This window comes from Pseudomonas sp. IT-P74 (assembly GCF_949768175.1).
Taxonomy (GTDB): Bacteria; Pseudomonadota; Gammaproteobacteria; order Pseudomonadales; family Pseudomonadaceae; genus Aquipseudomonas.
Genome location: NZ_CATKQD010000009.1, coordinates 110,941 through 125,251 on the forward strand (window position 1 = coordinate 110,941; position 14,311 = coordinate 125,251).

Sequence of the window (14,311 nt, forward strand, 5' to 3'; positions counted from 1 at the left end):
AACGAGGGTTGGGGGGTGAATCAAACCGGTGACGGCTTCATGCGGTCCGCCAGGCGCGCCACCCGCTCGCCCAGGTGCGCGGCGGTGCAGCGATCCTCGGGCGGCGGGGCATCGTCGGGGGATTGCTCGACATTCGACTGGGCCATGGCGCCCAGCGAGCTGCCCAGGCGATTGAGCTGGCCGTTGAACGCGCCGGTGCTGGAGCGTGCCGGCAGCAGGTCGAGGCCGACCCAGATCATCGAGTGCTGGGCGGCGAACACCGCCATTTGCAGCAAGGTGTTGAGCTTGTCGCCGCACAGGCTGCCGGAATTGGTGAAGCCCGCCGCGAGCTTGTCGCGCCAGGGTTGGGTCAGGTAGAACGCCGACGTGGCCTCCATGAACGCCTTGAAGGCCGCCGAGGCACTGCCCATGTAGGTCGGCGCGCCGAAGATGATGGCGTCGGCGCGGTGCAGCCGCGCCCAGTGCTCGTCCACTTCCTCGACCGGGATCAACCGGCAGGTGCTGCCCAGGTGCCGTTCCACGCCCGCGGCCACGGCTTCGGCCATGACCCGGGTATGCCCGTAGCCACTGTGATAGACCACCACCACGTTGCTCATTCAGGTGTCCTAGTGATGAGTTGATCTCCCTTGTAGGAGCGAGCCTGCTCGCGATGGTGTGTCAGCCACATTGGTGTCGACTGATACTCCATCGCGAGCAGGCTCGCTCCTACAGGACCAGAGTTTTGGCGTAGACCGGACGCACGACGAGTTAAACGTTGTTAATTTTTCTTGGCGCGCAAAAAGCCCCGGCAAGTCCTGCCCATCTGTCGCAGCCAATGTTTTCGGGACCGACAGCCGCTGCCTGATACGCTAGAGTCATTGCCTGCCCCTTCAGTCACTCAGGCGGCGCATTGCGCTCCGTAAAAAACCTGAGGAATATGCTCGAAAACCGCGTACTAGACGGATGCAGCAGGAGCGACTCGTTGACCCTTTCCCCCGAACAGGCTGTGCATTTCGGCCCCTACCGGGTCTACCCCGGACAACGCCTGGTGATGGAGGCCGACCAGCCTTTACGCCTGGGGCGGCGTGCCATGGACATCCTGTTGATCCTGCTCGAGCACGCCGGCAACGTGGTCAGCAAGCAGCAACTGATCGCCCGGGTCTGGCCCAACAGCGTGGTCGAAGACATCAACCTGCGGGTGCACATGGCCGCGTTGCGCAAGGCGCTCGGCGACGGTCAGGCCGGCCAGCGCTACATCGTCACCGTGGCCCAGCGCGGGTACAGCTTCGTCGCACCGCACTCACTGGAGCAGGCCGAGCAACCGCCAGCGGCCGTGATTTGCGCACCGAACCGGCATAACCTGCCTGTGCGCCACACGCGCATGATCGGCCGGCAGACGCTGGTCGACAATCTGGTGGTGCAACTGCCACACCAGCGCTTCATCACCCTCGTCGGTCCCGGCGGCATCGGCAAGACCACCGTGGCCTTGCGGGTCGCCGAACAAATGATCGGTCGCTACCGGGACGGCATTCGCCTGCTGGACCTGGCCCCGATCAACTGCCCGCTGATGATCGACGGCCACCTGGCGACATTGCTCGAACTGGCCCTGCACGACGACGCCCCCCTGAGCGGTCTTGCCGACTGTCTGCGCGACAGGCAAATGCTGTTGGTCATCGACAACTGCGAACACCTGGTCGACGCCATCGCCCTGCTCTGCGAAAACATTCTGCGCAGTGCACCGCACGTGCACATCCTGGCCACCAGCCGCGAGAGCCTGCGGGCCGAAGGGGAATTCGTTCAGCGTCTGGAGTCGCTCGACTGCCCGCCGCCCATCGCCGTCCTCGACCGCGCCCAGGCCATGACCTTTTCCGCCCTGCAACTGTTTGTCGAGCGGGCCATGGCCAGTCATGACAGTTTTGAACTGACGGATGATGAACTGCCGCTGTTGATCGACATCTGCCACCGACTGGACGGCATTCCACTGGCCATCGAACTGGCAGCGGCGCAAGTGGGCAACTTCGGATTGCCCGGCCTGCTGGCGCAGTTGCAAAGCAGCTTCCGGGTGTTGACCCAGCCCTGCCAGACGCCGCTGGCACGCCATCAGACGTTGCGCGCGACACTGGACTGGAGCTTCGAACTGCTTAATGCCTGCGAAAAGACCTGCCTGCGCCGACTCAGTGTGTTTCGCGGCAGCTTCACCCTGGAGTCGGCAGCGGCGGTGATCGTCGGCGAACACATCGAACCCCGCGAAGTGTTCGGCTCGATCACCCAACTGGTCGCCAAGTCCCTGCTGAACGTGGAGGTGGGCGACGAGGATGTTTACTACAGCCTGCTCGACACCACCCGCGGCTATGCCCTGGAAAAACTTGCGCAAACCACCGACCTGCCCGGCACTCGGGAGCGCCATGCCGAGCGTTGCCTGACGCTGATGCAACAGGCGCAGGACGACTGGGAGAGAACCTCGACCGGCCTGTGGCTCGAACGTTATGGCCGGGCCCTGGAGGACATCCGCGCGACCCTCGATTGGGGTTTGCACGCGCAAGGGCCGCAGGCGCTGGCTGTACGTCTGGCCGCGACGTCTACGCCCCTGTGGCAGGAGTTGTCACTGCTCAAGGAACACGGCGGTTATGTGCGCAAGGCGCTGGCCTTGCTCGAGCAGTCGGCCGAGCCTTGCCCGCGCTTGCAGATGGCCCTCAAGCTGGCTCTGGGCAATGCCTGTTACCACGCTCATGGCGCCAGCACCGAAACCATTGGTGCTTTTGTCAGCGCCAGAACCCTGGCCAGCCGACTCAACGATGTGGCCGGTCAATTGCGGGCGATTTCCGGACACCTGGCGGTCAATCTCAGCGGCGGCCAATACCAGATGGCCCTGGAACAGAGCCGGCAATTCGATCAACTGGGGCTGCATGACGACGCCCTGATGTCCCTGAGCATGCATCGATTGCGAGTGCTCGCCCTGCACTTCTGCGGCGACCAGCGACAGGCCGGGGAGCATGCCGAACAGGTGCTGCAACGCATGGCCCACAGCGGTCATCTCAACCGGTTCACCCATGGCTTCGGCGTGCAATACGACCAGAGCGTCGCGGCGTTGACCATCCACGCACGCATCCTCTGGCTGCAAGGCCTACCGGAACAGGCCTGGCGCGCAGCCCGACAGGCGCTGGACATCGCGCTGCAGATCAACCACGGCACGTCGATCTGCTACACCCTGGCGCTCGCCGGCTGCCTGATCGCCCACTACAACGGCGACACCCGCAGCGCCCGCGAGCTCCTGCGCCTGCTACTGCAACAGACGCAGAAACACTCGGTCCTGCTGTTCCATGGCTGGGCACAACACTACGCGCGGGTGATCGGCGGCACCGATGTTCGGCCATCCAGCCGCAAGCGTGTCGGTTTGATCAAGGACATCATGGTCACGCTGGATTCGACCTGTGTCGACGATGAACTGCTCGAACGTGCGCAAAGCGGTGTTTCGGACTGGAGCACGGCAGAAATTCTGCGGGCCAGGGCCAGGACGTTGCTGGCAACCGATTGCCCGCTCAACGCCGCGACGGCCGAAACCGTGCTGCTCAAGGCACTCAACGTGGCAAAGGCCCAGGGTGCGCTGGCCTGGGAGCTGCGTAGCGCCACGTCACTGGCGCAGTTGTGGCAGCGTCAGGGCCACAGCCAAAGGGCGTATGACCTGCTGGCACCGGTCTACCAGCGCTACACCGAAGGTTTCGCCACGCCCGACTTGATGACCGTTCGCCGGCTACTCGACGAGTTGCAATGCCACCTGCCCGCCTGAAGGCCAGCACGTCTGAGTGACGTAACCGGCATAACGAATTTCGAGGGCGCGCAACTCACCACTGAGCTCGAGTTTTTCCAGTGCGTAAGTGCGGGTGGTGTTGAGGAAGCGGTAGCGGGTCACACCGCCGCCCTGCTCCTGGGACAGCAGTGACTTGAGTGTGAGGTTGTCCAGCACCTCGATCAGGGCGGCGACCGGCAACGCGTCGCAGCTGATCACGCCGATCGCTGCGTCCTGGGTAAAGGCCATCTTGAACACCGCCAGGCGCTGTAACACGGTTTGCTCCACGGCAGTCAAACGTTCGTAGCTCCAGTCCAGCGCTGCCTTGAGCGTCTGGTGCCGGGGCACGGCCGTGCGGCGGCCCTGGGACAGCAGCTGAAAACAGTTATCGAGTTGCGCTTGCAACCCCACCAGCGCCAGCGCATCGATTTGCGCCGCCGCCAATTCAATCGCCAGCGGCAGGCCGTCGAGGCGCCGGCAGATTTCCCGTACGGTCTTGAGGTCTTGCTCGCGCAGGGTGAAGCCTTGCTGACGAGCCCGGGCACGGCTGACGAACAACTGCACCGCCGAATAGCCCATGACCTCGGCGACACTGCGCAGCGCTGAAGCCGGCGGCACCGCCAGCGGTGGCAGGCGCAATACGGTTTCACCCGCCGCCTTGAGGGGCTCGCGGCTGGTGGCGAGGATCGACAATCGCGGCAGCGAAGCCAGCAGCGTTTCGATCAACGTCCGGCAGCGTTCGAGCAGGTGTTCGCAGTTGTCCAGGACCAACAAGGCATGCCGCTGCGCCAGCGCCTCCAGCGTGGTGCCGACCTCCAGCCCAAGGGTTCGTGTGAGGTGATCGGTCACTTGCGCCGGGTCATCGATCGCCGCCAGGTCCACCAGCCACACGCCGTGCCGATAGTGCTGCAACAACAGTTCGGCCACGCGCAGCGCCACGGTGGTCTTGCCGATCCCGCAAGGCCCGACCAGGGTCATGAATCGCCGCACCGGCAGCTGCCGCACCAGGCTGCCGACAATTGCATCGCGCCCGGTGATCGGAGTGAGCCGCGCCGGCAGGTTGTGCAGGGGCTTTTTTACGGTCTCGCTCGGGAACGCTACAGGCTGCGGCAAATGCTGTACCGGGGCGACAAAACTGTAGCCGCGCTGGGGAATGTTGACGATGTAGCACTGTCCGTTCTGCCCGTCGCCCAGGGCTCGGCGCAGGGCGGCAATGTGTACCCGCAGGTTGATTTCTTCGACCACGGAGCGCGGCCAGACCTGTGCAATCAACTCTTCCTTGCTGACCACCGAACCGGCGTGTTCGACCAGCACCTGCAACACGTCAAGGGCGCGGCCGCCCAGACGCAGCGGTCGATCGCCCTCCAGCACCAGTCGCTGACTGAGGTGCAAAGCGTAGGGTCCGAATTGCAGCACCGCTTCGCTGTTTATATCTCTGAGGCTGTTCATGCGCTGTCACCCGCTGGAAGCCTGGCTCGGTACGTGAGTCCATCCCAGGCTCCGCACCTTCCTTGCAATGAGTTCACCGGTATCTTGGCAGGCCTCGGTAACGGTACAACTGCCATGGGGGGAGCGTCACGGCCATTGCGGTGCGCATGACGGACACGCGCGTTAGCTGAACTGCTCGCGGTATTGGGTCGGGGTCAGGCCAAGCTTTTCACTGAACAGAAAACGCATGTGCCGCACGCTGCCGAAGCCGCTTTTGAAGGCCACGGTCTTGAGCGGCAATTCGGTGGTCTCCAGCAGGTTCCTGGCACAATCGATGCGTGCGCTTTGCAGAAATTCCATCGGCGTCATGCTCACTTCCCGGGCGAACACCCTGGCGAAATGGCGCGGGCTCATGTTGGCCAGACCGGCCATGCGCTCGATGCTGTAGGTTTCATCGAGATGCTCGAGCACATGGTTCTGCACCCGGGTAATCGCCGTTTCGTGGGGAGCCACCGCCGCCATCAACGGGCTGAACTGCGCCTGCCCGCCCTGGCGTTTCATCACCACCAGCAACACTTTGGCCACGTCCTGGGCGACTTTTTTGCCGTGGTCCTGGGCCACCACTGACAAGGCCAGGTCGATCCCGGCGGTGACGCCACCGGACGTGATCAGGTTGCGGTCCTGGACGAAGATCCGGTCGGTCTCGACGGTCGCCTTCGGAAAGCCCTTGATCAGCCGCTCGGTGTAGTGCCAGTGGGTGGTGACACGATAGCCGTCGAGCAAGCCCGCATGCCCCAGCACGAACGCCCCGGTGCAGATCGAGCCATAAGCGGCGGACCGGCTGATGTTGTGCCTGAGCCAGTCGAGCAATGGCGGATGCCGTTCGTTGTAGGCACCGGGACCACCGGGCACCAATAGCAAATCAAAACCCTCGCAGGCCTGATCGATGTGCAGGTCGGCGTGCACGCTCACCCCGTTGGACGCCCGCAGTGCGCCGGGCTCGGTGCCGATGGTCGACAGCACATAGTGATCGTCGGGTTTCAGATAGCGATTGGCGATGGAAAACACTTCCATGGGCCCGGCCATGTCGAGCAGGAGAAAGTCGGGAAACAGCACCATTGCCACGGTTTTCATGGATTGGAATTCACTGGGATCAAATAAGGTCGGTCCGCCAAACACCGGGCCCTTGTGGGAGCGAGCCTGCTCGCGAATGAGGTGTATCAGCCAACGTTGATAGCGACTGACACTACGCCTTCGCGAGCAGGCTCGCTCCCACAGGGTCTGCGCCCGGCATCAGGGAGTGCTGTGCATTATGGCCAAGTACGACGTAGAGGTTGGAAAATAATAGCTGATTCGCCCTCATAAACTGTCAACCTGGCCGAGACAGTATTTCAGTTTCTACCTACTTATTGCATCAATCAGTAACCATTAACCTTCTCCTCACTCGGACGAATTCACGTCCCCACAGGAGATTTCATCATGCTGACTCTTCGCAAAGCCTCGGATCGTGGCCTGGCCAATCACGGCTGGTTGAAGTCGTTCCATACCTTTTCCTTCGCCAACTATCGCAACCCGAAAGAGCAGGGTTTTTCCGACCTGTTGGTGATCAACGACGACCGCGTCGCCGCCGGCAAAGGCTTCGGCCAGCACCCGCACCGCGACATGGAGATTTTCTCCTATGTGCTTGAAGGTGCCCTGGAACACAAGGACACCCTGGGCACCGGTTCGGTGATCCGCCCCGGCGACGTGCAACTGATGAGCGCGGGCAGCGGCGTGGCCCACAGTGAGTTCAACCACTCCAGCACCCGGCCGGTGCACTTTCTGCAGATCTGGATCGTGCCCGACGTCAGCGGCGCCAAACCGCGTTATCAGCAAGAGCATTTCAGCACCCAGAAGAAACGCGGCCGCCTGCAACTGATCATCTCGCCGGACGGCGCCAAGGGTTCGCTCAAGGTGCGTCAGGATGCACGGGTGTATGCCGGCCTGATCGACGGCAAGGAAAGCGCCACCCTGGAACTCGCCGCCAACCGCTACGCCTATGTGCACGTGGCCCGGGGCAGCGTCGAACTCAACGGTGTGTTGTTGCAGGAAGGCGACGGTGTGCGGGTTCGTGATGAACAGGCGCTGACCTTGAGCAACGGCGTGGATGCTGAAGTATTGGTCTTCGACTTGCGCCCACAGGAACTGCCGCAAATGCCATGACAAAACCCTGTAGGAGCGAGCCTGCTCGCGATGCGCTGGGTCATTCAACAGTGATGTCGTCTGACACTCCGCCATCGCGAGCAGGCTCGCTCCTACAGGTTATTCACCAGTCCCGGCGAACCCCGCGACAATCTCATCGATCACCGCCCGGACCCTGGCCGTATGCCGCAGGTCCGCGTGGGTCACCAGCCAGATGTCATAAGGCATTGGCCGCGAGCGCTCCGGCCACAACCTGACCAGCCCCTCCTTCTCCCCGATGTACACCGGAATCTCTCCGACCCCGATCCCCGCCGCAATCGACCGACGCACCAGCAGGCTGGAACTGAGGCTCGCGACAATCCGCCCGCGCGCCACCGGTTCCGAGACCAGCGTCAGGTCTTTGTTGCCCTGCAAATATGGTTGATACACCACCAGATCATGCCCGGCGAACGCCGAACCCGGCTCCGGCACGCCGTGGGCATCGACATAGGCTTGCGAGGCAAATAACCCCACCGGCCAGCGAGCAATACGTCGGGCGATCAGGTCAGGGTTTTCCGGCCGGGTGTTGCGTACGGCGATGTCCGCTTCGCGTTTTGCCAGGCTGAGGATCTGCGTGGTGGCGTCCAGTTGTACCCGTACATCCGGGTGTTGCCGATGCAGACGGGCAATCGCCGGGATCAGGAAATCAATCGCCAGAGAATCGGTGGTACTGACGCGAACCGTGCCGGTCAAGCGATCGTCCAGGCCTTGGATTTGGCGTTCCAGTTCCAGCGCCGAATGCTCCATTTTCTCCACGGCCTTGAGTGCCGCTTCGCCGACAGCCGTCAGCGCATAACCTTCGGAGGTGCGCAGGAACAAGGTCGCACTCAATGACTTTTCCAGTGCCGTGATGCGCCGACCGACAGTAGCCTGGTCGACCCCCAATACCCGCGCCGCCCCGCGCAACGTGGATTCGCGGCAAACCGCGAGAAATACCCGGGCGTCATCCCAATTCATAACGCTCTCCTGATGATGCAATTACGCATCAGCATAGCGCGTAATCGCTGCATTAATGCTTCGAAAAACCTCGATATGCTAAAGGCCTGAGTGACCTTACAGGACAATGCACATGCACAGTTCATCGCCTCCCCTTACCCCGGCGCCCGGTACGATCTGGCTGCCGATCTTCGCCGGCCTCTGCGCCAGCCTGGTCAGCATCGGCCTGGCGCGTTTCGCCTACACGCCGCTGATTCCCTCGCTGATCCAGGCCCACTGGTTTTGCGCCAGTGACGTGGTGTACCTCGGCGCCGCCAATCTGGTGGGTTACCTGATCGGTGCACTGATCGGCCATCCGCTGGCACGCCGGACCTCGAAAAAGACCGCCCTGCGCCTGATGATGCTCGCGGTGACCCTGGCGTTTTTCGCCTGTGGCTTTCCGTTGTCGGTGGGCTGGTTCTTTGGCTGGCGCCTGCTGTCGGGGATTGCCGGTGGCGCGATCATGGTGTTGGTGGCGGCCACCGTATTGCCTCAGGTCCCGGCGGCCCGCAAAGGTCTGGCCAGCGGCGCGATATTCCTGGGTATCGGCCTGGGCATCGCCGGATCGGGGACGATCGTGCCGCCGCTGCTGAGCCTCGGCTTGCAGCAAACCTGGTTCGGCCTGGGCTTGCTGGCCCTGATCCTTACGGCTGCCAGTTGGTTTGGCTGGCCGACAACCGCGCACCCAGGCACCGTAGCGCCGTCGAATGCATCGTCGTCCACCCCCACCGACCCGAACGTTTACCTGCTGTTCGCCCAATACGCGTTCATGGCGGCCGGGCTGGTGCCGGCCATGGTGTTCCTGGTGGATTACGTCGCCCGCGGACTCAATGCCGGGGCACATGTCGGCGCGCTGATCTGGGTGATGTATGGGCTGGGCGCGATTGTCGGGCCGGTGAGCTACGGTTTTCTGGCCGACCAACTGGGCGCGAAAACGGGGATCCGTATCGTGCTGGTGCTGCAAGCGTTGGCGGTCGGCCTTTTATCGATCAGCAGTTCGTTCGCGGCGCTGGCTTTACTGGCGGTGATCCTCGGCTCCTTCCCGCCAGGCATCGTGCCGCTGGCGTTGGCGCGGGTGCATGAACTGATCCCCGGGCATCATCAGCAACAGGTTGCCTGGAGTCGCGCCACCGTGTCGTTCGCGACTTTCCAGGCGCTCTCGGGGTTCGCTTATTCGGCGCTGTTCAACGCCAGTGGCGGCCATCATGCCTTGATGTTCGTGATTGCCGCCGGGGCGATCGTTGTAGCGCTGTTACTGGAACTGGGCAGTCGATTGCTCAATCGCTCGACCGAATCTTTAACGCTCAATACAGGTGTATGAAAGTTGATGGCTCAGGGCTCCTGAAGGGTGGCGACCTCTGCGCCCTGCTCCCCCTGATAACGGGCCCGATAGCGCCCCGGGCTTTCCCCGGTCCACTTCTTGAATGCCCGATGGAAGGCGCTGGGTTCCTGGAAACCCAATTGCTCGGCGATATCGCTGATGCTCGCATCGCTCTGACGCAGTTGCTCAAAGGCCACGCCCCGGCGTACTTCGTCCTTGATCTCCTGATAGGAACAGCCTTCACGCTCCAGTTTGCGGCGGAAGGTGCTGGGGCTCAGGTGCTGTTCCAGAGCAAAGGACTGCAACGTCGGCCACTCACTGTAATGACTGCCGCGCAAACGCTGGTGAACCTGGGCTGCGAGGCCATGCTGGTTACGGAAGCGGATCACCAGCCATTGCGGCGCGGTACGCAAAAACACTTTCAGCGAAGCCAGGTCCTGAACGACGGGCAGACGCAGGTAGTGGCTGGCAAATTCGATTTCGGTGCGCTCGGCACCAAAGGTCAGGTTGGGACCCCAGAGCAGGCGGTCGTCACCCAGCGGCAGGCGCGAATGGCGAAAGTCCGCACGGTCAATGGGAATGCGCCGCCCGCCCAGCCAGCACAGCAGGCTGATCATCAACACCAGGAAGGTTTCTTCACCAAACCGGCTGGCATCGTCGTCCGTCGAACGGGTTTCCAGGCTGATGACCGCACGCTTGCCACGCACGGCCAACGAGCCGCGAAAGTCGCGCAGGAACAAGCCGAAGTTGGCCAGGCACTGACGCATGGCCTTGTGCAGATCGGGTTCCTGAATCAAGGCGCGACAAATCAGGGCGAAACTGCCCGGCGGCATGCCATGGGAGTCAAGCCCGAAGAATTCATCGTCGAGTTCGCGGATCTGAATCAGCCACAACGCCGCAAACGCGTTGGCCGGCACCCGCGCCGTGGGTTGGTGCATGACCGCCGGATCAATGCCCGCCTGTTCGAGCACGGCCGTCACGCGCTGCGGGTCGTCCCTCAGCCCATGGATCATTGCCTGCACGAAATAGGCGGCAACCGAGTCCTTTTCCCGCATTGGTTCGCTTCTCTCTCATCACCCGAATGGCAAAAAACATCAGTGCCGTTGAACAGTTTTGGCATAGGACAACCGCCCTGCCGGCTCTAGACTCGCGGCAATAGTACGCCTTCGGCTGCAGTCGCGGCCAAGGTATCGCAGGGTTTGATCGAAGGATGGGAAGATGAATCTGCAAAACATCGGGGTGATCGGTGCGGGCACCATGGGCAACGGCATCGCACAAGTCTGTGCCATGGCCGGTTTCAACGTGACCTTGCTCGACATATCCGAAAGCGCGTTGCAAAAAGCCGTCGCAACGGTCGGTAAAAACCTGGACCGGCAGATCGCCAAACAAACCCTGACGCCAGAGCAGAAACAGGCCACTCTGGACAACATCCGCACCAGCACCGATTACAGTGTCCTGGGTGACGCGCAACTCGTCATCGAAGCGGCCACTGAAAATCTCGACCTGAAATTGCGTGTGCTGCAACAGATCGCCGCGCAGGTCAGCAGCGAATGCGTCATTGCCTCCAATACCTCGTCGCTGTCGATCACCCAACTTGCCGCCAGTGTCAGCCAGCCTGAGCGTTTCATCGGCCTGCACTTCTTCAATCCGGTGCCGGTGATGGGCCTGATCGAAGTTATCCGCGGCCTGCAAACCAGTGACGCGACCCACCAACTGGCGCTGGACATGGCGACCACCCTCGGCAAAACCGCGATTACCGCGGGCAACCGTCCGGGTTTCGTCGTCAACCGGATCCTGGTGCCGATGATCAACGAAGCGATCCTGGTGTTCCAGGAAGGGCTGGCCAGCGCCGAAGACATCGACGCCGGCATGCGCCTGGGCTGCAATCAGCCTATCGGCCCGCTGGCCCTGGCGGACCTGATTGGCCTGGACACCCTGCTGTCGATCCTCGAAGCCTTCTATGACGGTTTCAATGACAGCAAATATCGCCCGGCGCCGTTGCTCAAGGAAATGGTCGCCGCCGGTTACCTGGGACGCAAAACGGGGCGCGGCTTCCATGCCTATGCCTGAGCGTTGCTCGCGCTTTGCCGAGTACCGGGACAAAGTCCTGGAGCTGTTTGCCTGCAAGGGGTTCGGCCAGGTCGGCATGCGCGAGCTCGCGACGTGCCTGGGGCTCTCCCCGGGCTCGCTGTATCACCATTACCCCAGCAAACAGCATCTGCTGCTCGACTTGATCGAGGAGTTCTACGAGGAGCTGCTGGCCACCCTGGGGCGTATCCAGCAAAAAGCTCCGGGCAAGCGCGACAAACTCAACAGCCTGATCCGCGCCCATCTGAATCTGCATCGGGAGATGCCCTGGCATTTCCGCCTGGTGGAGCGCGACAGCGGTTGCCTGAACGAAGAGCAACAGGCTCGGGTCCGGCAATTGCGCGAGCAATACGAACGCACGTTGCTGAGGATGCTGGGCGCGAAGTCGCGCTTCAGCGAGCAAGGCCTGCTGGCCGCCGGGCATGCCATTGGCGCCCTGCTCAACAGCGCTCCCAGCTGGCTGACGCCACATGTGCTGGACGAGCAGGAACGTGATGAGCTGTTGGAGAGCATGGTCAGTGGCGCCATTGAGCGTGTGCTGGCGCCACGGCGTGTGCCGGAGGCGATAAGCATCGCGCGTCCTATCGAAAAAACATCTAAAGAAACACAAGCTTCGACAAAGATTTAGCGCTTTGCTTGTCGGCTCGACACAATCGGAATTCGCCGAAAAAACCGGCGTCCAAACCGTTGTATGTACTCGAGCCACTGGAGCCGACCATGAAAATCAATCCCTACCTTATCTTCAACGGCGAGTGCAAAGACGCCTTCACGTTCTATGCGCAGTGCCTGCAAGGCCAGCTCGAAGCCATGCTGACCTTCGGTGAAACCCCTGCAGGAGAGCATTTCCCCAAGGATCTGCACAACCTGATCATCCATACCCGCCTGATCGTGGGCGATCAGGCGATCATGGGGTCGGACACCACACCGGATCGCCCCGTGGATAAAATGAGTGCCTGTTCGATTTCACTCAACGTCGACAGCATTGCCGAGGCCGAGCGGGTCTTCAATGCGCTGGCGGGCGGTGGCTCTGTGCAAATGCCACTGGAGACCACGTTCTGGGCGGCGCGCTTCGGCATGCTGGTCGACCGTTTTGGTGTGTCGTGGATGGTCAACTGCGAAAAGGATCAGTGAAAGGCCTTGGTCGATCGGCAGTCTTCAAGGCACAAAAAAGCCCAACCTGAAAAGGTTGGGCGTTCTGGCAACTCCCGGCCTGTCTGCTACCGTCAACTAGCCACATGGATAGCAGCGAACCAGAGGAGAGAACCCACTATGCCGGCCCACGACCTGTCCTGGCCCACCCGTTTCAAATACTTGCTACTGGCCGGTGGACTGATCACCAGCCTGCTGACTCTCAATGGCTGCGCCACTGTCGATGCACAGACCACCGCCTACGTCGGCGTAGAACATCCGGCACCGACATCGCCGGACGAGGTTGTCGTGCTGCGCTCGGAGCCTCCTCGTCCGCATGTGCGCCTGGGTGAGGTGTTGATTGACGCCAGCATCGACCCTGCCCCGCCGATTACTGAAGTCGAACAGAAGCTGCGGGTAGAATCCGCCAAACTCGGTGGCGACGCCGTGGTGGTCGTCTATGACCACATTCAGGCGGTGGGTGCCTATGCCAGCGGACCGCTGTGGGCTCGCGACGTGACGACCATCGAGGGACGCAAACTCAAGGGCATCGTGATCAAGTACCAGTAGATATCTCTCCCCACGGAAGACAGCGTCAACGGAGGTTGAATTTGAATGACGTGGTGATCGCCCTCATCGTTTTCGCTTGTCTGTCCGCCAGCGCACTGCTGGGCTCGTACGTAAGGGAGCGATTACCGAGCCATCACCTGAGCGACGACTCCGTGACCGTGGTGAAACTGGCCACCGGTCTCATCGCAACGATGTCGGCGCTGGTCCTCGGCCTGCTTGTCTCCTCTGCCAAGGGCACATTCGATACGGCCAATGCCGAACTGGAGGGCGTGGCGGCGAAAGTGGTTCAATTCGACCGTTTAATGGCCCGCTATGGCACCGATACCCAAGACATCCGCACCGAGCTCAAGCACAACTACGCCGAAGTCACGAAAGTACTCGCCTCTCGCGATCGCCGTCAGATTGCAACACTCGATAGCCCCGAAGTCATCCATCGTTCTGAAGGTCTGCAGCGCCAGGTCGGATCACTGTCGCCGGGCAACGATGATCAGCGCTCACTCAAGGCTGAGGCATTGCAAGACATGGACACGGTTTTTGCCACCCGCTGGCTGACTCTGCTGCAATCCAATCAATCGATCCCGCCGGTGATGCTGGTGATCCTGGTGACGTGGCTGGCGATCATTTTTGGCTCGTTCGGCCTGTTTGCACCATGCAACGGCACCATTGTCGTCGTATTACTGATGTGCGCCCTGTCGACGGGGGCAACCATCTTGCTGGTAGAGGAACTCAATCGTCCGCTTGATGGTTTTATCTGTGTTTCGCTGGAACCCTTGGAGCACACGCTGAAGCGGTTGGGGCTGTAATTTCGCTTTCCC

The 14,311-nt window shown here is 61.8% G+C and carries 13 protein-coding genes; 8 read left to right on the plus strand and 5 right to left on the minus strand.

The genetic code is table 11. The annotated features are described in order from the left end of the window. Window positions 1-20 precede the first annotated feature (20 nt). Complete coding sequence (locus ACM6J5_RS08230; RefSeq protein WP_414928153.1) at window positions 21-596, minus strand: flavodoxin family protein; 576 nt, start codon at window positions 594-596, stop codon at window positions 21-23. Between the two features lie 365 nt (window positions 597-961). On the opposite strand from ACM6J5_RS08230, the gene ACM6J5_RS08235 reads away from it, so the two are divergent. After that, the gene (locus tag ACM6J5_RS08235; RefSeq protein ID WP_414928154.1) at window positions 962-3,766 is read left to right on the plus strand and encodes an ATP-binding protein; all 2,805 of its coding nucleotides are present in this window, start codon (window positions 962-964) and stop codon (window positions 3,764-3,766) included. On the opposite strand, the gene ACM6J5_RS08240 is transcribed toward ACM6J5_RS08235, so the two are convergent. Both ACM6J5_RS08240 and ACM6J5_RS08245 read right to left on the minus strand, forming a co-directional pair. Continuing rightward, window positions 3,731-5,215 (minus strand): ATP-binding protein, encoded by a 1,485-nt coding sequence (locus ACM6J5_RS08240; RefSeq protein WP_095942838.1) that lies wholly within the window; start codon window positions 5,213-5,215, stop codon window positions 3,731-3,733. The genes ACM6J5_RS08235 and ACM6J5_RS08240 overlap by 36 nt on opposite strands. Window positions 5,216-5,377: 162 nt before the next feature. Continuing rightward, a complete protein-coding gene (locus ACM6J5_RS08245; RefSeq protein ID WP_095942837.1) occupies window positions 5,378-6,328 on the minus strand; it encodes a GlxA family transcriptional regulator in 951 nt (316 codons plus the stop codon). A 345-nt stretch (window positions 6,329-6,673) separates the two neighbouring features. On the opposite strand from ACM6J5_RS08245, the gene ACM6J5_RS08250 reads away from it, so the two are divergent. After that, window positions 6,674-7,396 carry a pirin family protein gene (locus ACM6J5_RS08250; protein WP_095942836.1) on the plus strand — a complete coding sequence of 241 codons (723 nt, stop codon included), beginning with the start codon at window positions 6,674-6,676 and terminating at the stop codon, window positions 7,394-7,396. A gap of 99 nt (window positions 7,397-7,495) precedes the next feature. On the opposite strand, the gene ACM6J5_RS08255 is transcribed toward ACM6J5_RS08250, so the two are convergent. Continuing rightward, window positions 7,496-8,371 (minus strand): LysR family transcriptional regulator, encoded by an 876-nt coding sequence (locus tag ACM6J5_RS08255; RefSeq protein WP_056723452.1) that lies wholly within the window; start codon window positions 8,369-8,371, stop codon window positions 7,496-7,498. Between the two features lie 112 nt (window positions 8,372-8,483). On the opposite strand from ACM6J5_RS08255, the gene ACM6J5_RS08260 reads away from it, so the two are divergent. Next, window positions 8,484-9,710 (plus strand): YbfB/YjiJ family MFS transporter, encoded by a 1,227-nt coding sequence (locus ACM6J5_RS08260; RefSeq protein WP_095942834.1) that lies wholly within the window; start codon window positions 8,484-8,486, stop codon window positions 9,708-9,710. An 11-nt stretch (window positions 9,711-9,721) separates the two neighbouring features. Here the strand turns inward: ACM6J5_RS08260 and ACM6J5_RS08265 are convergent, their stop codons facing one another. After that, window positions 9,722-10,765 (minus strand): AraC family transcriptional regulator, encoded by a 1,044-nt coding sequence (locus ACM6J5_RS08265; protein WP_414928155.1) that lies wholly within the window; start codon window positions 10,763-10,765, stop codon window positions 9,722-9,724. 163 nt (window positions 10,766-10,928) lie between these two features. On the opposite strand from ACM6J5_RS08265, the gene ACM6J5_RS08270 reads away from it, so the two are divergent. The 5 genes from ACM6J5_RS08270 to ACM6J5_RS08290 all read left to right on the plus strand — a co-directional run bounded on the left by ACM6J5_RS08270 (window position 10,929) and on the right by ACM6J5_RS08290 (window position 14,299). Continuing rightward, window positions 10,929-11,780: a 3-hydroxybutyryl-CoA dehydrogenase gene (locus ACM6J5_RS08270; protein ID WP_414928156.1), complete on the plus strand. Its 852-nt coding sequence runs from the start codon at window positions 10,929-10,931 to the stop codon at window positions 11,778-11,780. Beyond that, the gene (locus tag ACM6J5_RS08275) at window positions 11,767-12,426 is read left to right on the plus strand and encodes a TetR/AcrR family transcriptional regulator (RefSeq protein WP_095942831.1); all 660 of its coding nucleotides are present in this window, start codon (window positions 11,767-11,769) and stop codon (window positions 12,424-12,426) included. Before ACM6J5_RS08270 ends, ACM6J5_RS08275 begins: the two co-directional genes overlap by 14 nt. Window positions 12,427-12,515: 89 nt before the next feature. Beyond that, on the plus strand, window positions 12,516-12,929 hold the full coding sequence (locus ACM6J5_RS08280; RefSeq protein ID WP_414928157.1) for a VOC family protein: 414 nt from the start codon (window positions 12,516-12,518) through the stop codon (window positions 12,927-12,929). 138 nt (window positions 12,930-13,067) lie between these two features. After that, the gene (locus tag ACM6J5_RS08285) at window positions 13,068-13,496 is read left to right on the plus strand and encodes a hypothetical protein (protein ID WP_095942829.1); all 429 of its coding nucleotides are present in this window, start codon (window positions 13,068-13,070) and stop codon (window positions 13,494-13,496) included. 50 nt (window positions 13,497-13,546) lie between these two features. Further along, window positions 13,547-14,299, plus strand: coding sequence for a hypothetical protein (locus ACM6J5_RS08290; RefSeq protein ID WP_224790058.1), 753 nt, complete (start codon window positions 13,547-13,549; stop codon window positions 14,297-14,299). Window positions 14,300-14,311: the final 12 nt, after the last annotated feature.